Annotated in this window: 20 protein-coding genes; 13 read left to right on the plus strand and 7 right to left on the minus strand. The window is 48.6% G+C overall.

What is annotated here, in order from left to right; translation table 11 throughout:
- Positions 1–14: 14 nt before the first annotated feature.
- From icd to JHJ32_RS10445, 3 genes are all read right to left on the minus strand, one after another.
- On the minus strand, positions 15–1,307 hold the full coding sequence (gene icd, locus JHJ32_RS10435) for an NADP-dependent isocitrate dehydrogenase (protein WP_200120921.1): 1,293 nt from the start codon (positions 1,305–1,307) through the stop codon (positions 15–17).
- An 11-nt stretch (positions 1,308–1,318) separates the two neighbouring features.
- Complete coding sequence (locus JHJ32_RS10440) at positions 1,319–3,445, minus strand: cation:proton antiporter (RefSeq protein ID WP_079715893.1); 2,127 nt, start codon at positions 3,443–3,445, stop codon at positions 1,319–1,321.
- A 94-nt stretch (positions 3,446–3,539) separates the two neighbouring features.
- On the minus strand, positions 3,540–4,685 hold the full coding sequence (locus JHJ32_RS10445; protein WP_370584499.1) for an ABC transporter permease: 1,146 nt from the start codon (positions 4,683–4,685) through the stop codon (positions 3,540–3,542).
- A gap of 135 nt (positions 4,686–4,820) precedes the next feature.
- Here JHJ32_RS10445 and fmt point away from each other — a divergent pair, with 135 nt between their 5' ends.
- Positions 4,821–5,759, plus strand: a complete 939-nt coding sequence (gene fmt, locus JHJ32_RS10450) for a methionyl-tRNA formyltransferase (RefSeq protein WP_200120923.1) — start codon at positions 4,821–4,823, stop codon at positions 5,757–5,759.
- A gap of 255 nt (positions 5,760–6,014) precedes the next feature.
- Positions 6,015–6,875: an RNA polymerase sigma factor RpoD/SigA gene (locus JHJ32_RS10455; protein WP_079715896.1), complete on the plus strand. Its 861-nt coding sequence runs from the start codon at positions 6,015–6,017 to the stop codon at positions 6,873–6,875.
- 76 nt (positions 6,876–6,951) lie between these two features.
- Here the strand turns inward: JHJ32_RS10455 and JHJ32_RS10460 are convergent, their stop codons facing one another.
- Positions 6,952–9,792: a pitrilysin family protein gene (locus tag JHJ32_RS10460; RefSeq protein ID WP_200120924.1), complete on the minus strand. Its 2,841-nt coding sequence runs from the start codon at positions 9,790–9,792 to the stop codon at positions 6,952–6,954.
- Positions 9,793–9,999: 207 nt separating this feature from the next.
- Between JHJ32_RS10460 and JHJ32_RS10465 the strand changes: the two genes are divergently transcribed.
- The 9 genes from JHJ32_RS10465 (at position 10,000) to JHJ32_RS10505 (ending at position 19,958) form a co-directional block, all read left to right on the plus strand.
- Positions 10,000–12,423 (plus strand): heavy metal translocating P-type ATPase, encoded by a 2,424-nt coding sequence (locus tag JHJ32_RS10465; RefSeq protein WP_200120925.1) that lies wholly within the window; start codon positions 10,000–10,002, stop codon positions 12,421–12,423.
- Positions 12,424–12,441: 18 nt separating this feature from the next.
- The gene (locus JHJ32_RS10470) at positions 12,442–12,660 is read left to right on the plus strand and encodes a heavy-metal-associated domain-containing protein (RefSeq protein WP_079715899.1); all 219 of its coding nucleotides are present in this window, start codon (positions 12,442–12,444) and stop codon (positions 12,658–12,660) included.
- 129 nt (positions 12,661–12,789) lie between these two features.
- A complete protein-coding gene (locus JHJ32_RS10475; protein WP_200120926.1) occupies positions 12,790–13,458 on the plus strand; it encodes an HAD family phosphatase in 669 nt (222 codons plus the stop codon).
- The gene (locus tag JHJ32_RS10480) at positions 13,451–14,203 is read left to right on the plus strand and encodes a sulfite exporter TauE/SafE family protein (protein ID WP_079715901.1); all 753 of its coding nucleotides are present in this window, start codon (positions 13,451–13,453) and stop codon (positions 14,201–14,203) included. Before JHJ32_RS10475 ends, JHJ32_RS10480 begins: the two co-directional genes overlap by 8 nt.
- 61 nt (positions 14,204–14,264) lie before the next feature.
- Entirely contained in the window at positions 14,265–15,017 is a 753-nt protein-coding gene (gene pxpB / locus JHJ32_RS10485) for a 5-oxoprolinase subunit PxpB (protein ID WP_200120927.1), read from the plus strand.
- 10 nt (positions 15,018–15,027) lie between these two features.
- On the plus strand, positions 15,028–16,002 hold the full coding sequence (locus JHJ32_RS10490) for a biotin-dependent carboxyltransferase family protein (protein WP_233632592.1): 975 nt from the start codon (positions 15,028–15,030) through the stop codon (positions 16,000–16,002).
- Entirely contained in the window at positions 15,999–16,721 is a 723-nt protein-coding gene (locus JHJ32_RS10495) for a LamB/YcsF family protein (RefSeq protein WP_200120929.1), read from the plus strand. Before JHJ32_RS10490 ends, JHJ32_RS10495 begins: the two co-directional genes overlap by 4 nt.
- A complete protein-coding gene (locus JHJ32_RS10500; protein ID WP_233632593.1) occupies positions 16,718–17,893 on the plus strand; it encodes an NRAMP family divalent metal transporter in 1,176 nt (391 codons plus the stop codon). The genes JHJ32_RS10495 and JHJ32_RS10500 overlap by 4 nt, the downstream gene beginning before the upstream one ends.
- Before the next feature lie 118 nt (positions 17,894–18,011).
- On the plus strand, positions 18,012–19,958 hold the full coding sequence (locus tag JHJ32_RS10505) for a heavy metal translocating P-type ATPase (protein ID WP_233632594.1): 1,947 nt from the start codon (positions 18,012–18,014) through the stop codon (positions 19,956–19,958).
- A 49-nt stretch (positions 19,959–20,007) separates the two neighbouring features.
- On the opposite strand, the gene JHJ32_RS10510 is transcribed toward JHJ32_RS10505, so the two are convergent.
- Complete coding sequence (locus tag JHJ32_RS10510; RefSeq protein ID WP_200120931.1) at positions 20,008–20,823, minus strand: hypothetical protein; 816 nt, start codon at positions 20,821–20,823, stop codon at positions 20,008–20,010.
- Positions 20,824–21,054: 231 nt separating this feature from the next.
- Here JHJ32_RS10510 and JHJ32_RS10515 point away from each other — a divergent pair, with 231 nt between their 5' ends.
- Complete coding sequence (locus JHJ32_RS10515) at positions 21,055–22,197, plus strand: VCBS repeat-containing protein (RefSeq protein ID WP_200120932.1); 1,143 nt, start codon at positions 21,055–21,057, stop codon at positions 22,195–22,197.
- A 216-nt stretch (positions 22,198–22,413) separates the two neighbouring features.
- The gene (locus JHJ32_RS10520; RefSeq protein ID WP_200120933.1) at positions 22,414–24,192 is read left to right on the plus strand and encodes an ABC transporter ATP-binding protein; all 1,779 of its coding nucleotides are present in this window, start codon (positions 22,414–22,416) and stop codon (positions 24,190–24,192) included.
- A 93-nt stretch (positions 24,193–24,285) separates the two neighbouring features.
- On the opposite strand, the gene JHJ32_RS10525 is transcribed toward JHJ32_RS10520, so the two are convergent.
- Complete coding sequence (locus tag JHJ32_RS10525) at positions 24,286–25,146, minus strand: bestrophin family protein (protein WP_233632595.1); 861 nt, start codon at positions 25,144–25,146, stop codon at positions 24,286–24,288.
- Between the two features lie 160 nt (positions 25,147–25,306).
- Entirely contained in the window at positions 25,307–26,338 is a 1,032-nt protein-coding gene (gene glk, locus JHJ32_RS10530) for a glucokinase (protein ID WP_200120934.1), read from the minus strand.
- Between the last annotated feature and the right edge of the window lie 46 nt (positions 26,339–26,384).

A 26,384-nucleotide genomic window follows, 5' to 3' on the forward strand; every position in this document is an offset into this window, starting at 1 on the left:
CTTGTCTTAGTACCTTAGTATATCGAACGGTCAAAGCCCGATTTTATTTTATCAATGATTGCTGTCGCAAACTCACTCGTTTTTAGTAGCTTTCCCGCTGTCATATGATCAAAAAAATCTACGGTGACCGTTTGCTGTAATATGGTCATCTGTAAGGCATCGGTAATCAATGAAGCCACTTCATTCCAGCCGATGTATTCGAATAACATTGCACCGCTGAGTATCACCGAAGAGGGGTTCAAGCTATCTGTGTCCGCAAAGCGGGGGGCGGTGCCATGCGTCGCTTCAAATACCGCATGGCCAGTTTGATAATTAATGTTTGCACCCGGCGCAATGCCAATTCCTCCCACGATGGCTGCTAATGCATCCGAAATATAATCACCGTTCAGATTTAAGGTAGCAATTACGGCATAATCTCTTGGATTTAATAAAATTTGCTGTAAAAAATTATCGGCGATGATGTCTTTTATGATGACCTTCCCCTTCCTTTCGGCATGCTTCAATTCGTCATTGGCTTCATGCTCGCCGTTGGCTGCCTTCGTTTTTTCCCATTGCCTCCACGTGTAAGTCCGGGCTGCAAACTCAGTTTCAGCCACGTCATAACCCCAGCTTTTAAACGCGCCCTCGGTATATTTCATAATATTTCCCTTATGAACCAAAGTGACGGATGGGAGGTCGTTGCGGATTGCATGTTCAATTGCTGCCCTGACCAATCGCTTTGAACCGTTTTCAGAAACCGTTTTTATCCCAATGGCGGTATCGGGCGTGAGATCATAATCCACAGCCATTTCACGCTGAAGAAACTCTTTTAGGCGCGTTCCTTCTTCCGAGTGCGCCGGAAATTCGATTCCGGTGTAAATATCTTCGGTATTCTCCCTGAAGATCACCATATTCACATATTCAGGGTATCTTACGGGAGAAGGCACCCCTTCAAACCAGCGGGTCGGCCGTTGGCATACGTAAAGATCTAGCGCTTTTCGTATTGCCACATTGAGCGAACGTATACCGCCCCCAATTGGCGTGGTTAAAGGGCCTTTTATACCTACCAGGTATTCCTGGAGCGTGTTGATAGTTTCCTGCGGCAACCATTCGCCCGTAAGCTGAAAGGCTTTTTCACCTGCCAACACTTCTTTCCAGGTTATGCGGCGTACACCGTGATAAGCTTTTTCCACGGCAGCATCGAATACCCTTACCGCGGCACGCCAGATATCGGGTTCGATGCCATCCCCCACGATAAACGGTATGACGACCTCGTCTGGCACGCGGAGCGTCCCATCAGCGTTTTTTGTGATTTTGCGTTCCGTCATGGCATCAAATCTTAGTCTTTCGTAAACATGTTGCCAATACCCCTTCCGATTCGCTGTAGTAATGGGGCTGTGGCCACATCTTCATACTCGTCAAGCGAATACCCCGCTCGCCTGCTCGGGAATACTAATATACGGTTATACTGCGCATATACCTTGCCCAATTTTTTCGGAATTCCGTCAAATGAATGACGATAAGACATCTCTCCCTGTCTTGCCGAAAAAAACACAATGATATCATTTTCTTTGACAAACTTCCTCAGCCCGGAGAGATTATCCCATTCATCGTAATCAGAAAACAACACCCGAGTGCTATTTTTGTTTCGTTTTATATACTCAGCAATGGCATGCTGCGTACGCTCATCACAGACGTAAAGAATGGGGATCGTAAGCTCTTGCGAAAGGAGGAGTACTTTCTCCATGCAGTAATCAAAGCCAAGCTCCGATTCGGAGAGAGGCGGACAAAAAGCCAAGATTCGCTTTTGTGTAACCATTGGTTTGTCCAAATGGCACATAAACAAGTTGGTATCGGTTTGGTTAAGAATGCTTTCGGTCTTTTCACCAACCATCTTTTCGATAATACCCGGTTTACTGGGCCATCCCAATAAAATCCCGTCGGCCCCTATTTCACGGGCAGCCCTGCTGATACCATTAGCAACGTTGTGGTCGATGGTAGCCATCATGTTTACTTCTGTTTCGCTTCCCGAGGCATATTTTGCCGTCGAATCCAGGTTTTTTCTTGCACGTTGCAGATTCTGTTCGGCCATATCGTTACTAGGTACAACGGTTAATACCGTGATGGGATGCGGCGAATAGTTGCTCTTAATAAGCGTAGCGAAGTCCAGCAAGGATTCCATGTTGTTCAGATTTGCGATCGGCAACATCAGCTGTTCTTCTCTTGCGATGTTTTTTTCATTAGTTACCTCATCCTGATCGCCTGCAAGTACCACTTTCTTAGACGCAGACTCCGTCGCCAGCGAAGCCACGATGCACGTAATCAAAATGAGCACGATAGTCCCATTGAGTACATTTTCATCAATAATTTCATACCGGAAGCCTACCATGATGACTGCCAAAGTAGCCGCAGCATGCGCACTGCTGAGCCCAAAAATAACCTGTCGTTGAGATGGTGTGTAGCCGAAGACAAGTTGCGTAAACCATGCCGCAATCCATTTGCTGAAAATGGCTACTATGGTCAGCGTCGCGGCAATGAACAATGCCGCTGGCCCATTGAGCAGTACACTTACATCTACGATCATGCCCACACTGATTAAAAAAAAGGGTATGAATATAGCGTTGCCGATAAATTCAATCCTATTCATTAATGCCGACGAATGAGGAATGAGTTTGTTGAGTGCCAGGCCAGCCACAAACGCCCCGATAATATGTTCCAGCCCCGCGATTTCGGCTAAGAAAGCCGCAAAGAACACCACAGAAAGCACGAAGATATAATGGGCTGTCTTTTCACCCTCCACTTTCTGGAAAAACCACTTGGCTACGCGGGGTATGATTCCAAACATAATCAGCAGGAAAATCGCAAACGAGACGCCCAACGTCATCCAGAATTGCCTGTCAAGCTGTCCCTGGGATGCGCCAATGATGACTGCAAGGATAATCAACACGGCGGTATCGGTAAGAATCGTGCCTCCGATAGTGATAGCTACTGCCTCGTTTTTTGATATGCCATAACTATTTACAACCGGATAAGCAACTAATGTATGTGTAGCAAACATGCTGGATATCATGATGCTGGCTAGCATATCATATTCAAGGATGTAATAACATACCGGATAACCGATGGCAATGGGGATCGCGAAAGTAAAAAGGCCAAACAAGACACTTTTATGTCGGGTCTTCCGGAACTCGTTCATGTCCAGCTCAAGACCGGCGATAAACATGATATACAGGAGACCGATGGTTGAAAATAGATCAACCGCAGAGTTTTTTTCGAGCAAATTTAAGCCATGCGGGCCGATTGCCACGCCCGAAAGAATAAGGCCGATAATACCGGGGACCTTAATCCAGCGCAGCAAAATGGGCGACAACAGGATAATAAAAAGGATAAGGGCAAAAATAAGCACCGGGTTGCTCAACGGTGTCTCAAATACATGGCTTAAATGATCGAAAAAGTTTTTAGCCATAGATTAGATTTTAGCACATCATTATGTCTCGTCGTTCTGTTAAATCAGCCTCAAAGATAATAAAATCGGCCATGTTTAACAGGCACACTTTCATTTATTGGAATTGGATTGCTTTTATCGGACTGATTCTGCTGATAAGATAGGAAGGAATAAGCAAAACAGCCAACGCGATAACGACGATGCCTATATTCAGCACAATGATTTCGAGCGCATCGATCCTAAGGGGAATGTAGGATACATAATAAGAGGCCTCATCCAACTTAAAATAACGGGTTTGCTGCTGAAAGAAATACAAGCCGCCACCCAGCGCATTGCCGATAAAAAGCCCCACCCCTATCAAATAGGCAGCTTGGTACAAAAAGACTTTCCGGATGCCACCGTTGGTATATCCCAGCGCCTTTAAAATGCCTATCATCGGTGTACGTTCCAAGATGATGATCAACAGCGCCGATACCATATTGACTACGGCCACCACCATCATCAGTATCAAAATAATCACCGTATTGACATCCAGTAAATCTAGCCACTGGAAGATTTCCGGCAATTGATCCCTTACATTGATTGCATCTACTTGGATAGGCAGCAGATCCTGTATTTTGTCCGTAAGCTCATATAAGCTATCAAAGTCGGAAATGGACACCTCATAGCCGCCCACCTCATCGTCACTCCAATTGTTCAGCCTTCTGATTAGCGAAAGGGAGCCAACCACGTAAGTCTTGTCCAGCTCCTCCACGCCCGTGTGAAAAATACCTACTATCTGGAATTTCCGCTTCCTGACAGGCTCTTGGATAAAGTACATGATGAAGTCATCCCCCACGGCCAATTGCAGCCTATCTGCCGTATACTGTGAGATCATGATTTGGCCCACTGCCTTGGTGGTGTCTGCAAAGTCGATGGCGCGCCCTGCTACCAATACATCCTTTAAAAAGCCTTGGTCATACACGGCATCAATGCCTTTGAACAGCACGCCTTCAACTTCATCGTTAACATTGATGATACCGGCTTTGGTCGCATAGTACTGAAGCGAAGAGACGCCGGGTATGGCCTTTAATGCCTGAGTTTCGGCATCGCTAAGCCTGAATGGAGCAGGCTCATAAGAGACATTCAAATCGTATCTGCTCAACGTGACGTCCCCAAAGAAACCACGTTGTTTGGCCGTCACCTCGCCCTTAAATCCCTTCAGCACAGCAATTGCCAGCATCATGGCCGCTACGCCCAGAGCGATTGCCCCGATGGCCACACGTACAATAAGCTTTGAGAAGGTCTGTTTACCGCTTATCGCAATTCTTCGTGCTAAAAAATATGGGAAATTCAATCCGCTCTCGATATAATTTGTACTTTTGCAAAGATAACAAATTACTAAAAACAAAAATTCATGCGCATCATATTTATGGGTACTCCGCAGTTTGCGGTAGCGTCCCTCGAAGCATTGCTTAATGCCGGAGAAGATGTCGTAGCGGTGGTAACGGCGCCGGATAAACCGGCAGGCCGGGGGCAAAAACTACAACAATCTGCTGTGAAGCATTATGCCGAATCCCGCGGAATACCTGTTCTGCAGCCTTTAAAACTCAGGGATTTGAATTTTTTGGCTGGACTGCGCGAATTTAATGCCGACTTACAGGTTGTGGTGGCCTTCCGTATGTTACCTGAAGTGGTGTGGGCTATGCCCCCCTTAGGCACCATTAACCTGCATGCCTCCCTACTGCCCCAATACCGCGGGGCGGCGCCTATTAACCATGCGATTATTAACGGTGAGACCGAAAGCGGAGTCAGTACATTCCTTTTGCAACACGAAATTGACACCGGCCATATCCTGTTTCAAGAGAAAGTACGCATCGCACCGGATGACACCGCAGGAGACCTGCATGACAAATTGATGGTCATTGGTGCTGAATTGTTGACAAAAACAGTCAGAGCCATCGCCGGTGGCAAAGCTAACGCCACGCCACAAAATACGCTGATTGCCGATACCGAGCTTAAACATGCCCCCAAGATTTTCAAGGGGGATTGCGAAATAGATTGGAGGCGGCCGGTGGATGACGTGTATAACCTAATTAGGGGCCTTAGTCCGTATCCTGCAGCTTATACCTTTTTGGACGGAAAGGCATTAAAAGTCTTCAAAGCAACGAAGGAAAAAACCGCAATAGCACATCCGCCAGGAACCTATGTTACCGATGGAACCTCATTCTTGAAATTTGCTTGTAATGACGGCTATATCGCCATTCAGGAGCTCCAAATAGAAGGAAAGAAGAGAATGGACGTTGTGGATTTTTTACGGGGATATCGCCCTTCCTCTGTCACAATTATCTCATAATTGAGGTGTGATCTGTACCCTCAAACACACAATCAAATACTTAAATTTCAGAAAACCAATATTTTATGTGAAAACAAATGGATGTCAGCTTGTGCAGACATCCATTTGTTTGGAACACTTTTTGTTACTAAAATTACTGCAAGAAAATCCGATAATTTCCTCTAAATCAGACAACTTTTTCCAAAAAAATCAGTTTATATGATTAGAAAATCGTATTTTCGCAAACTTTTTAGAAAGGAAGGTACTTAATAGTTAATGAGACAGCTCAAAATTACACAATCCATTACCAACCGTGAGTCCCAGTCGCTGGACAAGTACTTGCATGAAATTGGTAAAGTAGACTTGATTACAGCCGAGGAGGAGGTTATCCTCGCCCAAAAAATCAGGGAAGGTGACCAAGCGGCTCTCGAGCGACTGACAAAAACAAACTTGCGTTTTGTGGTCTCTGTGGCCAAGCAATACCAAAATCAGGGACTTACCCTTGGAGACTTAATTAACGAGGGCAATCTCGGCCTGATTAAAGCGGCTAAACGCTTTGATGAGACTAAGGGATTCAAATTCATCTCGTATGCCGTATGGTGGATTAGACAATCCATTTTACAGGCTATTGCCGAGCAGTCGCGTATTGTGCGTTTGCCTTTGAATCAGGTGGGGTCGCTAAGCAAGATAAGCAAAGCATTCTCCAAATTGGAGCAGGAATATGAACGCGAACCGTCACCTGAAGAATTGGCAGATATTTTGGAAACTACGGTAGACAAAGTGTCGGATACACTGAGCAATTCCGGACGTCATGTATCCATGGATGCTCCGTTTGTTCAGGGCGAGGAAAATACCTTGCTCGACGTATTGGAAAACACCGACCCGGATACGGACAGTACGCTGATTGACGAATCGCTCTCTGAGGAAATCAAGCGATCGCTGGCCACCCTGACCGAACGGGAACGTGAGATCATTGTCCTGTTTTTTGGCCTCGGTTCCAATCACCAGCTTTCATTGGAAGAAATTGGTGAGAAATTTAACCTGACACGCGAACGTGTACGCCAGATCAAAGACAAAGCATTGCAACGGCTCCGCCATACCTCCCGTAGCCGGATTCTAAAATCCTACTTAGGTTAACTTGATTTTTATCAATTGCCGCATAAGGAAGCGCGTCTTGAACTCAGGACGCGCTTCTTTTTTGAAGTATTCCGGGTCATTGCGCTTCCGGCATCAGCACAAACTTAAATAAGTGGTCCTCCACGAGATACTTGTTGGCTACGGCCTTCACACTTTCTACCGTCACCTTACGAAGCTCATCCAGGTACTTCAAAATATACGCCGGGTCTTCGCCGTTTTGATACGAACCGGACAAGTGACCTAACCAAAAGCCGTTTTCCCGCAACTGTACCTCCAGCACACGTCGCTGTTCGCTGACAAATTTATCAATATCCGTCTGTGTTGGACCCGATTGTTTAATAGTGTTAATTTCATCCATGGCAGAAGTCATCAGTGGTTCTACCATATCCGGATTAGTACCGTAACCTATGCCGAATGAATATCGATAACGGGGGGATTTGGCGTAAGAGGCATTGACAGAAACACCGTAAACGCCGCTTTCGGCTTCCCGGAGTCGCTCGGTCAGCTTGACGTTGAGGATACTTTCCAAAGCGTCCATCTGCAAGTTCTCGTCCTCCGAATAGTCGTAATTCCCGAAATAATACAACCTTACACTCGACTTCGGCTCTTTACCCCGGTATACGGTACGTTGTAAGCCTTTTTTCGGTGGGTAGATGCCTAAATCAGGAGCTTCCTCTTTTCTGTTTATGGCCGGCAACCCACCCAGGTATTGTGATACCAAAGGTACGATTTCATCTTCGGTAAAGCTCCCCACAACAGTGACTGTGAAGTCCGAAGCATCGGCAAAACGCTCTTTATAAATTTCATACGCCCTTTCGGGATTAATCAGATCGACCTGCTCAACGGTCATGCTGGTCCGCCGGATATTATTATTGTATAAAACAGCGTTTATCGTATCGGCAAATACCGCATCCGGATCATCCAGCCGATTGGCAAGCGACGCCTTGATGCGCTGCATATAACCTTGGAATACGTCGATGTCCAGCCGGGGTACAGTGAAATAGGCATAAATTAGCTCAAAGGCCGTATGCAGGTCCTTTTTTCCACTTGAAGCATTGAACCCTTCATAACGTTCGGCGATATATGGTCTTACGGACACTTTCTTGCCGCTAAGGAACTTCATTAGCTGGGTGGCATCATACGGTCCGAGACCGCTTCCCCCTACTATGGTAGCGGCATAGGTCGCCGAGAGGAAGTCCTTTTCATTATACAAGGCCGTCCCGCCGGGACTGAAAGCAGCGAAATGAATTTCGTCATTTTTAAAATCCGTGGGTTTCAGCACAACGGTTATACCGTTGCTCAACGTAAGCTCAACCATACCCAAGTCAGGCCGGTCCACCCGTTTAATCACCGTTCCGCCCTGTGGTTGCTGTTCCAGCAAGGGTTCATCCTGCACATTGTCGTCATAGGGCGCGATATCCTTAGCTTTTAGCGTATTAAACCAGCTATCTACCGCTTTCTCATCGGGCAGACTGTCTTTGTCTTTATCCGGCGCCATAATAAGCACGTCGCGGTTGTGGTCTACATAATATAGCTTGCCTATCCGGTTCACCTCATCCAACATGATGGTACCAATAAGTTGCTTGCTTAATTGGTAGCGGTATTCATTGCTCAATACGTTCTCGCCTTCAAGGAAATGATTGAGATAGCTGTCTACATAGCTTTCGGATTTACGTTTATCTCGTTCAGCATAAGCCGATTCAATACTGGCCACGAAATTACTTTTTGCCCGTTCCAATTCAGTAGCGGTGAATCCATGCCGCTTGATACGCTCAAACTCGGTGACCACCGCCTCAAAACCCCGTTTAACTTCGCCCGGTTTGGAGGCGACATACATTGTAAAGGCATCCAACCCACGCAGGAACCCACCTATGCTGCCCCCTCCCTGTATGAATGGCGGGTCGGCCTGTCTGGTGAGCTCTGCAAAACGTGCACTTGTCATCTGATTGAAAAGGGATTTGGTGAGTTGGGTCCGGTAGTCGTTCACCGTTTTCACTTTGGTTTCGGGGTGCTTGACAATAATTTGCACTACGGTTTGCGTCATTTCAGGGTCCGTCACGGCCATGAATTGGTTTTCTCCCCGAAGTGGAATACTATACTCGCTACGCTCAGGGGCATCCGCTGGATTTTTAAGATCGCTAAACAACGTCTTGATTTGAGCTTCGATGACTGCTACATCGATATCACCTACGATGATCAACGCTTGCAGTTCGGGCCGGTACCACTTCCGATGAAAAGCACGCAACGTTTCGTGATCAAACCCCTCGATAATTTCTTTTGTCCCTATAGGTAGACGTTCGGCATAACGCGAGTGGTTAAGAATCATCGGAAAATACTGGTCGCGCATGCGCTGCTGTGCTCCCCGGTCACCCAGCATTTCATTAAGCACCACACCACGTTCCTTGTCTATCTCTTCCCCATCAAGCAGGGCATCCTGTGCCCAGTCGCGCATCACCTGTAATCCGTTTTTAAGTAGCTCTGGGTCATCCGAAGGAATGGGCAATTGATAAACCGTTTCGTCGAACGAGGTATAGGCATTCAGATCCGACCCGAAGCGCACGCCCGCCCGTTGTAGGTAATCTATCAATTCATTTTTTGGAAAATGCTTGGTTCCGTTGAATTGCATATGCTCCAGGAAATGCGCTAACCCCCGCTCGTTCTCATTTTCGACTATCGATCCGACCCTGGTAGCGAGATACATGACAACGCGATCCTTGGGCTCTTCGTTATGGCGTATATAATATACCAGGCCATTGGGAAGTTCCCCTCGTATGACACCGGTGTCCATAGGAAGCGTATCCGTCAGCCGTAGACTGTCCGATGGCGAAAATTGGCATGTGCCCAATGCGGTAGCCTGTGAAAGCGACAAAAGCAATGACACCGTCACAGCATAGGTAAATCGTTGGTAAAAAGACATATACAAAAACTTTAATGTCAATGACGTTAAGCTGTGTTTTGATACAGCATCGATGCCAAATGTAACATTAATTCAATTGTTATTTGTTAATTGGTGCTAACATCAAGCCTCTACTGTTCATAAAACCTTAAAGTATAAACTTTTTCCATCATTATGTAAACCTTATCCTGCTTCGCGTGCCGATATTTGTTTACATCAATAAATAGCATGGAAAACTCAAAAAACACCATATATTTACCACTGGAAGACGTCAGCAGTGAGCACTGCGCGATGATTGTAGACAATGGTCTGGCCGAATTGCCGAATATCGACCGCCATCACGTGGAGTTGAACAATAAGCGCGCGGTCATCGTTGCCGACAACGTCGCGCCCTTGATACCGCAAGCCGTGAAGAAAATCCGGGATCTTGGTTACGGCGTCCCGTCAACGAAAAAGACATTTCCCGTGCTTAATCTATCCTGTGCTTCTTGTGCCAACAGTACGGAGACCATCCTTGCTGCGCAGCCCGGCGTGATTACCGCTTCGGTAAACTATGCCAACGCCACCGCGCAAGTAGAATACATTCCCGGCGTCACAAATGAGCAGCAGTTGAAAGCGGCCGTGCAGTCCGCTGGCTATGATTTGGTGGTGGAAAAAACGGAGGAAGTCGTTGATACGCTGGAGATGCTGCGGCTGTCCCATTTCAAATCGCTGAAAAAGCGCACAGTCAGTGCTGTCATATTGGCCATTCCCTTGGCTATTATCGGTATGACACCGGTGCTGATGAATCAAGGATGGGCAACTTATGTAATGTGGCTGCTGGCTACGCCCATCGTTTTTATTTTTGGAAGGCAGTTTTTCGTCGGAGCCTACAGACAGGCCAAGCACCGATCCGCCAACATGGACACATTGGTGGCACTAAGCACAGGGGTAGCCTACCTATTCAGTGTGTTTAACATGTTGTTTCCCGATTTCTGGCACAGCCGCGGGCTGCATGCGCATACGTATTATGAAACAGCGGGAGTGGTCATTACCTTTATCCTGCTTGGCAAACTGTTGGAAGATCGGGCCAAGGGAAACACGTCATCAGCTATTAAGAAGTTAATGGGGCTGCAGCCCAAAATGGTAACGGTCGTGCACCATAGCGGTCATCAAATGGAAGTCCCCCTCGCTACAGTGAAGGTCGGCGACATCCTTTTGGTGAAACCCGGCGAAAAAATTGCTGTAGACGGCACCGTGATCTCCGGCTACTCTTATGTGGATGAAAGCATGATTAGTGGCGAGCCGGTTCCGGTGGCCAAACAAGCCGGATCCATCGTCTTTGCCGGCACCATCAATCAAAAAGGAAGCTTCCAGTTTCAAACCGAAAAGGTAGGTAGTGAAACACTCCTTGGCCAAATTATTAAGTTGGTACAGGACGCGCAGGGCAGTAAAGCTCCCGTACAAAAGCTGGTCGACCAGATAGCAGGTATATTCGTACCTATTGTGATTGGCATCGCTGTCCTGAGCTTTGGCTTATGGATGATACTCGACGGTCAACAGGGTTTCACACATGGTCTTTTGGCATTGGTCACCGTGTTGGTTATTGCATGTCCATGTGCGCTGGGCTTGGCTACCCCTACTGCCATTATGGTGGGCATGGGTAAGGGAGCGGAACAAGGCATCTTAATCAAGGATGCCGAAAGCCTTGAGCAGGCCAAAAAGCTTGATGCCATCATACTGGATAAGACCGGCACCATCACCGAGGGCAAACCAGAGGTGATAGCGCAGCAATGGTTTGTGCAAGAAACAGATGAACTGCGCAATATTCTGTACAGCATCGAGAAGTCATCGGAGCACCCTTTAGCTGATGCTGTGGTTGCCGCTTTTCATGAGCAGGCGGTATTTCTGAATGGTTTAGGGATAACGAACATGCCAGGGCAAGGGGTATATGGCACTTACGCGGGAAAAACATATTCGATCGGTAATATAGGGCTGCTGCAACGGAGCGAAATCATCGTCGGCCCGGAGGCCGAGCCGTGGATAAACAAACAGTTGGAACTCGCCCATACCGTCATTTATTTTGCCGATAATACCATGCTACTCGCGGCGATTGCCATTGCCGACAGCATAAAAACCACCTCCAGCGAAGCTGTCCGCAGCCTGCAAGCGGCAGATATCGACGTTTATATGCTGACTGGCGACAATGAACGAACCGCACAAGCGGTAGCTCGGCAAATCGGCATCGCCAATTACCGGGCAAACGTATTGCCTGCAGAAAAGGCTGATTTCGTTAAGGAGCTGCAAAACCAGGGCAAAGTAGTGGGTATGGTAGGCGACGGCATCAACGACAGCAATGCCCTGGCACAAGCCGATGTAAGCATTGCTATGGGTAAAGGAAGTGATATCGCCATGGATGTAGCCAAGATGACTATCATATCCAACGATCTCACTAAGATATCGCAAGCTATTCAGCTTTCGCGAAAAACGGTACGGACGATCAAACAAAACCTCTTTTGGGCGTTTATATATAATGTCATCGGTATTCCCATTGCTGCAGGGATCCTCTATCCTATCAATGGTTTTTTGCTGGATCCGATGATTGCCGGGGCTGCCATGGCACTCAGCAGTGTCAGCGTGGTGAGCAATAGCCTGCGGCTGAAATGGAGTTAACACAAAAAAACACATATCATGAACGAACAACTCAAATTCAAGACAACTATCCACTGCGGAGGCTGCGTGGCGGCCGTGACCCCATCCCTTAATCAAGCTGTTGGTGAAGGAAAATGGCAAGTAGACATCAACAATCCTGATAAGGTATTGACTGTAGCTGCGGATACGGCAACGGAAGAAGTGATTATTGCGGCAGTCGGCAAAGCAGGATTCAAGGCGGAGCCACTGACCGCTTAATTCATTGACCATCATGAAAACGGGATTATTCCTTGCGTTGCTCTGCTGCTGGGCTTCGCCGTTGCATTATACGGAGAAGCCGACAGGCGGTGGATTGACGTTTACATATTAAAAACCTACCTTTGCGGCATGGATAATTATGCGGTCATTTTTGACATGGATGGGGTTATTGCCCATACCAATCCTTACCACACGGAGGCATTCAAGCAATTTTTTGACAAATATCGTGTTCCTTACACCGAGCAGGAATTTGAAGATCATATGTATGGCAAGCACAACAGCTATATCATGAACTACTTCTTCAAGCGTGTCATTGAAGGTGACGAATTTATCCGCTTGGAACAAGAAAAAGAAGGGCTTTTCCGTGAAATTTACAAGACTCAGGTCAAACCTATCGATGGATTCCTAACGTTCCTTGCAGCACTTAAGGCCGAAGGCTTCCGTACAGGTGTAGCCACATCGGCTCCAAGGGCCAACCTCGATTTGATTATGGACGGATTGGGCTTCGAATTCCAAATGGAATCAATATTAGCGAGTGAGGATGTCACGGCACACAAACCCGATCCTGAGATCTATTTGAAATCTGCCAGCAACCTTGGCGTATCGCCGGCAAACTGCGTCATTTTCGAGGATTCCTTTTCCGGCGTATCCGCGGCTATCAATGCCGGTGCCAATGTGGTTGGAGTGCTCACTTCGCATACGAAGGAACAACTTCCCCCCTGCCGGTATTATATCAGCGATTATCACGATATCAGCATCGATCACATCAAGCAACTGCTGACCCCCCGCCATGCCTGATTTTTCCGGCCTGTTGCAAGGACCGGAATGGGTCGTTTTTTTTTGTTGCGCCCTGCTTATCGGCATGTCCAAGACAGGCCTACCTAATATCGGTACGCTCACAGTGCCGGTTTTCGCATTACTTTTTGGCGCCAAAAACTCGACCGGAGTCGTACTGCCGATGTTGTGCATGGCCGACTTATTGGCCGTCATTTACTATCGCAAGAAATTCCATCGAGAATTGGTTTTCGGACCCATGCCCTGGGCACTACTGGGCTTGATGACCGCATTGGTGCTGGGGCATGTTGTCCCCGAATCGGGATTCCGGGTAATGATGGCTGGATGCATTCTGCTGGGAATCGGCACCATGTTCGCGTCCAGCCGCACGGAAAAGCTCGAACTCCTCACGACTTCACGGTGGTTCGCTCCTTTTATTGGACTTGCGCTTGGATTTTCCACGATGATTGGCAATGCCGCAGGCCCTATACTTACCGTCTACCTGCTTGCTATGCGCCTGCCGAAATTCGCCTTTGTCGCTACGGGCGCATGGTTCATCATGATATTGAACTACCTCAAAATCCCATTGCAGCTATTCGTCTGGGACAACATCACCACCGCCGGCTTTTTGCTTGATTTGACTGCATTACCCTTCATTGTTTTGGGCGGCTTCATCGGTATCCAAATGGTCAAGGTAATACCTGAACAGCAATTTAAGCGACTCATGATCTGCTTGACGGTAATAGCTACGCTTATTTTATTGATTTAAGGCGACTGCCCTTTGACCGCTTATTAATTTTTCCTATTATTGATTAATTTATCAGGAACGGATGGATGCATATCAAAAAAAAACCAGTGCGTTCTTCATCTACGCGTTGAGTGAATATGCGGTTACACTTGATTTCGGTGAAGAGTTGCGGGCCGACCACTTAACGCGCATCACAGCCTTTAACATGCTGTTGCACAGCAATCCATTCGATGGATTCCGTGCCTCAGTGCCTGCTTACACGACATTAAGCGTTTTTTTTGATCCCATGGTGGTTATTCGGTCACCCAATCTTGCCGGTATTCATTGTTTTGAGCGCGTGTCCGATTACCTGAACAAGCTCACTGATGAGGTGGATAATTCTGTGCGGGCCAAATCCCAGCCAATCAGCATTCCGGTTTGTTACGGAGGCGTATACGGCCCGGATTTGGAAGCGGTAGCCAATCAGCATGGCATGACTTCCGAAGAACTCATCGAGTTGCATTGTACGGCAAGCTATCAAGTACATCTGATAGGATTTACGCCTGGGTTCACCTATTTGGGAGGAATGCCCGAGCGTTTGGCAACGCCCCGCAGACCCACTCCCCGCGCTATGGTTCCTGCGGGATCCGTAGGTATCGCCGGAAAACAAACGGGCATATATTCACTGGACACACCGGGAGGTTGGCACATCATCGGCCGCACGCCACTTCGCCTTTTTGATGCCCATTGCACGCCGCCCGCTTTGTTGAAAGCAGGCGACACGGTCGCTTTCCAAGCCATCACGCCTCGCCAGTTTAAACTTTACAACAAACACTATGGGCATCCGTATACTTAAAGCTGGCATCATGAGTAGCGTACAGGACATGGGGCGCTGGGAATACCTGTCGCAGGGCGTGCCCATTTCAGGGGCCATGGATCGGTTGGCGGCCCGAATTGCCAACTTAGCGGTTGGCAATCTTGAAAACGAGGCTGTTATTGAGTTTACCTATGGACATGCGGCATTCCAAACCAACCAACCGGCACTATTAGCCTATTCTGGCGGCGGTGCTATCCTTAAAGTGGGGTCCGGAATGTTGCCGGCAGATAGGCCCCTGTTTGTTCCATCGGGTACAACCATTCGTCTCATCAATGATGCCCATGGCTGCCGCAGCTATCTTGCCGTAGCGGGTGGATGGGACGTCCCGGAGGTATTAGGAAGCAGGAGCACCTACATAACAGCGGCCATTGGTGGCTACCAGGGACGATTGCTACGGAATGGTGACGCGTTGGAAGCACGCCGTGAACTTACTGACATTGCGGTGGAACTGTACCGTAGGCTGGAAGGGCAGATCATCAACTATCCCAAGTGGGCTATCGCCCGCCCGCTGTTATTACCCAAAGATCGCCATACCGTGCGGGTAGTCCCCGCGCATGAATTTACTTGGTTCGGCGGAAAATCTGTCGTGGATTTCCTATCCGCTCCTTACACGGTCAGCACAGCTTGCAATCGGATGGGTTACCAGCTAAACGGGCCGCCAATACAACGGTTTGTCGACCGGGAACTGCTTTCTTCAGCTGTGGCCCCCGGTACCATCCAAGTAACCGGCGATGGCAACCTGATCGTATTGATGGCAGATTGCCAGACATCTGGCGGATACCCCCGAATTGCGCAGGTGGCGGCGGTGGATATGCCGCTGTGTGCCCAGCTGAAGCCCGGCGACACCATCTATTTTCGGGAAATCAGCCGCGCTGAAGCGGAGAAGCTATATATCCGCCAAGCGGATCAATTAAATAAGTTGGCTGCTGCGCTGGCAGCCAACCTACCTGTTGCATTCAAATGACTACGATAGACTTAAACTGTGACATAGGCGAAACTCCGGGGAGCCAGTCCAACGTGATGGACGAATTGTTGCTTGCTTATGCCTCCTCGGCGAATATCGCTTGCGGTTTCCATGCCGGGGATCCATTACGCATGCAGTTGACTGTCCAACAAGCGCTTCTGCGAGGCGTGGCCATTGGTGCCCATCCTGGATTGCCGGACGTCGATAACTTTGGCAGGCAGGAAAGGCCTATTTCGCCCGATGAAGTGTATCAAATCACCCTTTACCAAATCGGCGCGTTATCTGGCTTCACTAAGGCGGCCGGAGCTACCCTTCATCATGTTAAACCACACGGTGCATTGTACAACATGGCGGCACGAGACATAAATTTAGCTGAAGCACTGGTATCGGCTATCTATGAATTTGACAGTAATTTAGTGCTTTATGCGCTCGCTGGTAGTGCAATGGTAGACGCAGCACAGACAAAAGGGATACGCGTGGCCACGGAAGGTTTTATGGATAGAACATACGAAGCTGATGGTTTGCTTACACCGCGGTCTCGTCCCGGTGCGTTAATTACAGATACGCTACAGGCCCTTAAACAAGCCTTCACGCTACTCGAAAAAGTAGACACCCTTTGCATTCATGGCGATACACCACATGCCATCGCATTGGCCAGAGTCGTATATCACGCGTTCTTACAGGATGGTATTGCCGTTAAAGCACCTTTCGTATCATGAGCAAATACAATTGGAGTGTTTTATTGGGAGCCTCCTTCCTAATGGCTACTTCGGCAATTGGCCCCGGATTCCTCACGCAGACCGCAGTGTTTACTGCCCAGCTTGGTGCAAGCTTTGCTTGCATCATCTTGCTGTCCATCTTGATTGATGCCGCAGCCCAACTGAATATCTGGCGAATCATTACCGTAGCCAACCAACCAGCCCAGCAGGTTGCCAATCAGGTATTGCCCGGGCTGGGCTACGCGATAGCTATCCTCGTATTTCTCGGCGGAATGGCCTTCAATATCGGTAATGTCGCGGGGGCTGGCCTGGGATTGAATGTGCTCCTCGGACTGGATGTGGCACATGGCTCCATCATTAGTGCAGGTATTGCGATTGCAATATTCATTTATCGAGAGGCCGGAAAAGCGATGGACTGGCTAGCCAAACTACTGGGCATGCTGATGATCGCGCTAACGCTCTATATTGCTTATCGAAGTAGACCGGCCATGCATGAAGTGTTGGTTCAGTCTATTTTTCCGAAGACGTTCAGTTTTAAAGCTCTACTGACCATAGTTGGCGGCACAGTGGGCGGTTATATTACGTTTGCCGGTGCCCATCGGCTTCTGGATGCGGGGATCGGGGGCGATCGCCATCTGCGGGCTGTTAACCGCGGAGCCCTCAGTGCCATCGGCATTGCCTCGCTGATGCGTATCTTGTTATTTATCGCTACACTCGGGGTCATTCACGCTGGTGCAGTTCTGGATCCCACCAACCCGCCGGCTGCCGTGTTTAAGCTCGCGAGCGGCGAAGTCGGCCATAAATTATTCGGCTTGGTTATGTGGTCAGCCGCGATTACCTCAGTAGTAGGTTCTGCTTATACCTCAGTGTCTTTTATTCGGAGCTTCCATCCGCGCATCACGCAATGGAATAGACTGATTATCATCGCTTTCATTGTGGTTTGTTGCGCCGTGTACCTCGCCGTTGGCCAGCCGGTCAAGACACTTATTGTGGCGGGCGCTTTCAACGGCTTGATTCTGCCGGTATCACTTGCTGTGATGCTCATAGCAGCCTATCGCCCAGCGATTGTGGGCGGGTACAAGCAGCCGCTATGGCTCAGTGTTTTTGGACTAGCCACGGTCGTCCTGATGGCTTGGATGGGGTACCAAACTATCGCGCAACTACTAGCATAATACCAGTTTTTCCGTATCTTTGATGATATAGCGTGTATGAGCAAGTAAGCAAATGATTAACACCGATCCAAACCATGTGCACACTTATGATGAGCATGGTCATAAGGCCTGCTGCACGATGGAAGAACAAAGGCAGACTGCGGTCGCCGCTGACCACGGTCATACACACGAACTCGCCCGCGATCAGCATGTTGCTATCTCGAACGTAATAATGATGTTCCGTCCGGCCATCGTTAGCTTGGTGTTATTACTCTTAGGGCTTGCCTTTGATAATAGCTGGATACCGGCACCTCGTTTTTTTGATGGTTGGATACGATTGATTTATTATGCGCTTGCCTACTTCCCTGTTGGCCTCCCGGTCATTATCGAAATGTTCAAGGCCTTCGTTAAAAAAGAGCTTTTCTCCGAATTCACCTTAATGACCATTGCTACGATTGGCGCTTTCTCTATTGGCGAATATCCAGAGGGCGTAGCAGTCATGCTATTTTATACCATTGGCGAAAACTTACAGAGCCTCGCCGTGCGGCGGGCTAAGGGAAACATCAAGGCTTTGCTTGACCAGCGCCCGGAACAGGTGACCATTCTTGAAGACGGCCGCCCCCGTACCATCATGGCGCGGCAAACGGCCGTTGGGCAGACGATTCAGCTGAAGCCGGGCGAAAAGCTCGCGTTGGACGGCCAGTTGCTGTCGCAACACGCTTCCTTCAATACCATCGCACTCACCGGCGAAAGCAAACCGGACACCAAGGTTAAAGGTGATGCTGTATTGGCCGGTATGATCAATCTAAACACCGTGGCACAAGTCCGTGTCACTACTGCGTATGCCGACAGCAAGCTCAGCAAAATTATTGAGCTGGTACAGCATGCGGCAACTCAGAAGGCTCCTACCGAGTTGTTTATCCGTAAATTTGCAAAAGTATATACGCCCATCGTTGTCGTATTGGCTGCCTCTATTGCTGTTGCTCCCGCGCTGTTCGTAGCCGATTATGTCTTCAGCGATTGGTTGTACCGCGCACTGGTCTTTCTCGTTATTTCGTGTCCCTGCGCACTCGTTATCTCCATCCCGCTCGGCTATTTTGGCGGGATTGGGGCAGCAAGCCGGCACGGCATCCTGTTTAAAGGAGGCAACGTCCTTGATGCGCTGGCCGGTGTGAAACAGGTTGTGCTGGATAAGACGGGCACGCTCACTAAGGGGGTATTCCGCGTCCAAGAAGCAGTCATCGTTGATGGGTACGATCGCAAGGAAATCCTTGCCTTGGTCAATGCGTTGGAAAGCCATAGTACCCATCCCGTAGCAACGGCTATTCATGCCTTTGTAGGTGAGGCCGATCACACCATTCCTTTGGAGCAGGTAGTGGAAATTCCTGGCTATGGGTTGACGGCGATGGTGGCGGGCAAGAAGCTCGTCGTGGGAAATTTAAGACTGCTCGACCGGGCCGGGATCGTACATGAGGTTGAAACGAGCGGTATTCCCCACACCATCGTGGCAATAGGCTATGATGGCCGTTTCGTTGGTTACCTTATCATCGCAGATGAAATTAAGCCCGATGCGACGGAAGCGGTCAACCGGCTGAAAGCACTTGGGATTACGCTTACCATGCTCAGTGGAGACCGTTCCAGCGTGGTGCAAGCCGTGGCCGGCACATTGGACATACTTGCATACGGCGACTTGTTGCCGGAAGATAAAGTCAATAAAATCAATGAAATGCGATCGATCAACTCCCGTATCGCTTTTGTCGGTGATGGAATCAACGATGCTCCCGCTATCGCACTAAGCGATGTAGGTATAGCTATGGGCGGGCTTGGCAGTGACGCAGCGATCGAAACTGCTGACGTGGTCATTCAAGACGACCGGCCCGGCAAGATTCCGTTAGCCGTCCACATTAGCAAAGCCACGCGCCGCATTATCTGGCAAAACATTACGATGGCCTTCGCTGTGAAAGCTGCTGTACTTATCCTCGGTGCCGGTGGTCACGCCAATATGTGGGAAGCCGTCTTTGCAGACGTAGGCGTAGCATTACTGGCTATTGGCAATGCTATGCGTATACAACGAATGCATTTTTAGGTTTCTTGACATCTATTGATGTAGCCCCCCTGGTTGCCGCGACCGTCCGCTATGGTTTAGGGTTATGGCGATTTTCCAAGTCGACTACTCGTTTTTCTATCGCCTCCATGATCTCGGTTAAACTGGACACGGCTTCCTTAATCTGGGCGTCCGTTACTTTTTGCTCCAAGTGTTTCATTTCTGTGGTTAACGCATCCAGCCGCTCGTGTAATGCACGAAAATCAGCGGTCGATTGCTGATCTTTTTTCTTGAATACGGATAAGGCAGCAATGACCAATGCTATGATTCCAATAGCGAGGGCGAGGTAAGCTATCATGTTATTGTCTGTTTTAGTGTTGTCGTTACGACTGGCAAATTGCTCAGGATTGGTTTGGAGTAATTCGTCAGTACCGGGGAGTGATTCCTGACTGGTATCCACGGCGATTTGCTCCATGGGTGTTTCTTCGACGGCGGGATGCATCAACCGCTCGACCCGAGCCACATATGCCTCATAGCCTGGTAGCTGCTTCCGATAGCTTTTCCCGGGCCGTTCAAAAATATCCGCAAACACCTGATCCCGCAAGGCTACCAATCCAGCTTCATCAGTGACCCTCATGGCACGCCAACTCGCATACCATCGTTCAATGCCCGCTATGGGTTTACTGGCCAGCTGGTCCGTGAAGCAGTCGTAATCCAAGGTCTCACAGGATATGTCGAAGCTGGTATCTTGCGAAACCGCTTTGTCCGTTGCCAAAAAGTTAATCGTTTCCCGGATCAGCTCGTATTTGGCATGGCCTACCTGGTCTTGTGCGAAGACGGACCAAGCAGATACAACCAGGTATACGATAGTTACCAAACTGCCCCTCACATTCTTAAAATTTGTCATAAACGTAGTCGTTGGCTTACTTGACGGCTAAAATAGAAAGAAAATAAGGAGCAATTACGCTTTTTCTAAAAATTATATTGCCTATCCCGAGGTCAAATTGAGCATCAGTCCAACCGGTTCAACGCATTACGCGACAATTCGATCGGAAACCATTGCTGGCTTTTTTTATTTTTATGGCGAGATACATCGATGTGCCGCATGGCGCATGATGGAACATCAAATTCATCCGTTATGTTTTTTTATCCTTCTTTGCTTGCCGCTTTTAGTGTCTCTTTCTTATTCAACAAAGAACCCCACTTTACCGCTGAAACTATCGACGATCAGATCAACGCTGGACTTAGCTTAGCGGTTGGCGATGTAGACGGCGACGGCCGACCAGATATCCTACTGGCCGACAAATCGCAGTTGGTCTGGTACCGCAATGGCGATTGGAAGCGCTTTGTCATGGCGGACGATATCATCCAATCCGACAACGTCTGTATTGCTGCCCGTGATATAGACGGGGACGGAAAAGTAGACGTGGCTGTAAGTTCAGGCGCTGTGCATTACCTAATCCGGCCAGGCGATCCGACACGGTTATGGTCTCCGTTAAAGCTTTGCCATAGATCTTCTGCAAACCGGATAAGTTGGGTTAAGACGGGTGACAGCTCTTATCAGTTGGTCGTGTTGCCCATATACGGCGGGGACGGCACGGACAACCAAGGCCGATCCGCAAATATTGTGGCATACCAAAAGCCAGCGGATCCAACGACGTCATGGGGGCATCGGACCATCTGGCAACCCATGCCTTTAGCGAGTCATTTGGACGTGTACGACTATGGAGACAGGGAGGTCTTTTATGTCTGTGGCGATAGTGGCATGATGGGATTTTCCTTTAAGGATGGACGCTGGATGCGCAACTCGGCTGATTGGTTAGCGCGCGGACGACAGATTAGTGGGGTGCGCATCGGTAGCACGGCTAGCCGGAATACGCATGTCTTTGCCGCTATTGAACCATTTTGTGCAAGTATGGCAACGGTGTATACCCCTAAGCTTACCGACAGTGTATTGGTATACAATAAAATAGGACGGATAGTAATCGACCGGCAAATCAATGAAGGCCGCGGATTGGGAATGGCAGACTTTTTGGATTTAAAAAGAGACCAGGTTGTGGTCGGATGGAGAAAACCAAATGCGAACGGCCATTTTGGGATCAAGTTATACGTGCCATTCAACCACTATTGGGAAGCAATGGATGTCTATTGGATAGACCGTGGCGGTATCGCCTGCGAGGGCCTGCAAATTGCCGATATGGACGGCGATGGCAAGCCGGACATCATCGCATTTGGCCGTTCAACTCACAACCTGAAGATTTATTGGAACCAAAGCAAGTGACATCTGAAATTCCCTGAACCAAAAGATGTCGTCGCAACATTGGCCTATATATGTGCGCACAACGTGACAAAACGGCCGTTGTTTGTCTGACGCCCGTAAAAATGAAGCGGCTTCCACCGCAAGCAGGCCATCTAGACTGCCAAACCGGAAAAATGGCTACAAAATTGCACGGCATATCAAACGGACGCTGCGTGCTGCGCGCCGGTATGATAAGCAATGAAACTATTACTATCCTATTTAAGCAGGTACAAAGGTTTAATCTTCTTAGCCTTGTTGTTAGCCGCCATTAACCAAGTCTTTTCCTTACTCAACCCGTATATCCTGGGTAACTTAATCATTGACCCCTATGCCAATAAGGCGGCCGATTTCCGCGCACAGGGTGCCGATTCGGCGTTTTTTTCCGGTATAACGATTGGGCTGCTCCTGATCATCGGCGTTGCTATGGTTTCGCGCATCGCCAAGGCTTTTCAGGATTACGTGGTCAATGTCATCATCCAAAAATTCGGCGCGCGCTTATATACCGACGGACTGCGCCATGCGTTGCGGCTGCCTTTCCAGGATTTCGAAGATCAGCGTAGCGGCGAAACATTATCCGTATTACAAAAAGTAAGAGCAGATTGCGAAAAATTTATTACCAACTTTGTAAATGTACTGTTTGCTACGCTGGTGGGCATTGTTTTCGTAGTTATTGTCGCTTTTCGCCTGAGCCCTTCACTACCGTTAATTTACCTCATAGGCGCAGTGACCCTGGCTTTCCTTACCAGCTACCTAAGCAGGAAAATCAAATTTATCCAGAAAAATATCTTAAGTGAGACAAACGCATTGGCTGGCTCGACCACCGAATCGCTGCGCAATATCGAGCTGGTAAAAAGCTTAGGACTTACTCAACAGGAAATTCGCCGGCTCAATACCACCACCATGAAAATCCTACAACTGGAGCTACGGAAGGTGAAAAGCGTACGGGCCGTCAGCTTTGTGCAGGGCACTTTTGTAAATTTCCTACAGCAATGCATCATGTTTGCCTTATTGTTTTTTGTGTTCAGGGACCAAATCACCGTAGGTCAAATGATGATGATGCAGTTTTATTCCTTCTTCATTTTTGGCCCATTGCAGGAACTTGGCAACATTATCCTGTCATACCGCGAGGCAGAAGCCTCCCTGCACAACCTTCAAAAACTATTCAGCCGAAAGCCGGAATTTCAGCCCACGAATCCGGAAAAGATCAACGCCATCACCAGTCTGCGGTTTGACAACGTGCACTTTCAACACCAGTCCGCCAACCGATCGGCATTGGAGGGAATTTCTTTTGAGGTGCAACGGGGAGAAACCATTGCTTTCGTTGGTCCCTCCGGCGCGGGCAAGACGACGTTGGTCAAATTATTGGTGGGCCTTTATCAGCCCAGCAATGGCCATATTTTCTATAATGATTTTAGGGGCGACCGCATAGACTTTGATGAGTTTCGTCACCAGATAGGTCTAGTGACGCAGGATACGCAGTTATTTTCAGGCACCATACGGGAAAACCTGCTCTTCGTGAATCCGGCTGCTACGGATGAGCAGATCATGGATGTAATGCATAAAGCTGCGGGACAAAACATACTCGCTCGGGCAGATAATGGGTTGGATACCGTAATCGGTGAGGGCGGGCTGAAGCTGTCCGGCGGCGAACGGCAGCGACTCTCCATCGCACGGGCCTTATTGCGGCGGCCTCACCTCATGATTTTTGACGAAGCGACCTCGGCACTTGACTCCATCACAGAGGAGGAAATTTCCAATACCATACGCCGTATCACGGCAGAGCGGCAGCACATTACGATTATGATTGCTCACCGCTTATCGACTATCATGCATGCCGATCGCATCTTTGTACTGGAAAAAGGGCAAATTATAGAAGCAGGTAACCACGCCAGACTGCTCGATGCAAAAGGATTGTATTACGCAATGTGGCGACAGCAGATCGGCGAACGTAAAGACACCATGCCTGCCGTGGTTTAGCCGCTGTATCCTTGATACAGATCGGCTTTACTCATCTTCAAGTTCGGCTAATTTTATTGATACGCAATTACGAGCATTCTTAAGGAATGGGAATTAAAGGATAAAAAACGTTTTGGGTTTTGCCGGTTCCGGCCATGTATCCTCACCAAGCAACTGCCGGATATTGATTTCAATAGTACGTGCAATTGCCGTCATCGGAATATCGCTCGGACGGTTCCTGAACGGATCTTGTAGATTGTATGCAGTCTTTTCCGCCAGGAAAAACAAGGCAGCAATCAATACCAATAGTGGAATCTCAAATAGTGCGTGGACATCCTGTATCGCAATCGACAAGGTGATGAGGAAGAGATAGATCGCCGCATGCAAGAACAACCGGTATGTGACCGGGAATACCGTTGTGTTAATACGCTCTGCTCGTCCCATCGAATCTACCAGGCGAACGAGTGTCTTATCAAGTTGTACACGACAAAACACATCCAGTGCACCTCGATTGGCCAGTTCCTTGATAGCGTATGCTTGTTGCTGTGTAAGGGCAAGGGCTTTATTTTGGTGGTTTGATAGCTTTGCAATATCTTCTTGCCGCAGGCATCCGGTATCGCGTGTCAATGGATTCAGCCCACGTAACGAATCACCCAATGCATAGCACCAAGCGATTTGCCGGTGTCCGATTTCAGTAATGACAGCCTGATGCTCGGCGGTCAAGTAGCTCTGCAGTTGTATGACCAAGGTCCGCGAATCGTTTACGATGGATCCCCAGATTTTCCGCGCCTCCCACCACCGTTCATAAGACTGGTTCATCTTGAAGGAAAGTAAAATGGAGATCGCGGTACCCAAAAACGCCGGTACACCTAATGGCATCTCAGGTAAACGGTCCGACAAGAGGTAGGTAAAGGTGTTGAAGATCAAACCGACAATAAAGACTACCGCTACTTCGAGTTTAACTTTATTAAACATGTAGCGGAATGGTATACCTTTGGTTTTTATAAGCATAGATAACTTGCGTATGATGAAGCGGGTCCGTGTTTTTCGATAAACAACATTTACCCCCAGATGTTTTGATAAATTAACGTGTTTTATTACGCGTATTTGATGCGTATACTGTACGTAGAAAGCGTTATCCGTACGCACCATAATAGGCTGCCCCGATTAGCGCAGCCTTGCTATTCAATATCGTTTTTATGGATACGCTTTGTAACAGTTCAGTCATGCGCGAATTCTGAATAAATTGTTGCCGGAACAGCTCTCTACGCAGCAATGGGTAGATCCTGGGTGGTATACCGCCGCCCAGCAGGAGTCCTCCCATTGCTTTATGCTTCAACACCAGGTTAGCGGCTTCCCGTGCCATATAGCCTACAAATAACTCCATTGCCATGATGCAAGTACCATCCAGCTCACGCATAGCCGCATGACTAATTACAGCGGCCGGGTCACGGTTATGCTTAAAATTTTCCGTTAGCCAGGCAGGTTCTTTACGGCCCTTTATGTCGCGCAGAAAGCGGTAAATCCGGTAAATACCCGAACCCGACACAACGTGCTCCCAACTTACGATATTGAGCTCCGCTTTCAGGTGAGTCCACAGTTCGATATCGAATTCCGTTCGGGGCGCAAATTCGCAGTGCCCGCCTTCCGTTGCAAATGGTCGGTGCGCCTCGCCATCCCAGAAAATACCCGCCTCCCCTAATCCGGTGCCGGGAGCCAAAATGGTCATATTGCCCGAATTCGTCGATCCATTGTCATATATCGTAGCGATATCTTCTTGCGCCAATCCAGCCAACCCATAGGCTGTAGCTTCCAAGTCGTTGATAAGCACAACACGCTCAACGCCGAGATCGCGCTCCAAACGGCTGCCGTCGAGCTCCCACTGCAAATTCGTCAGCTTCACCCTGTTGTCTAAAACAGGACCTGCAACACCGATGGATAACATGGACGGTACACGCTGGCTATCGGCCCGGAATGTTTCAAAAAGCGCTTCAAATGTAAGATGTTCCCCGGATGGGAAAGTGGCCTCACGCAAAAGCGAAAGCTTTTCGCGTTGCACTTCAAACAAACCCAAGCTCGTCTTGGTGCCACCAATGTCGGCAGCCAAGATCAGCTGTTTTCGCGTATCAGGCTTTCCCTTTTTCGGCAGATACAATAGATATGACATTGTTTTTGTATTAAAATGCAGCATATCCGGTTATAACGGGATAACC

Source organism: Parapedobacter sp. ISTM3 (genome assembly GCF_016533505.1).
GTDB lineage: Bacteria > Bacteroidota > Bacteroidia > Sphingobacteriales > Sphingobacteriaceae > Parapedobacter > Parapedobacter luteus.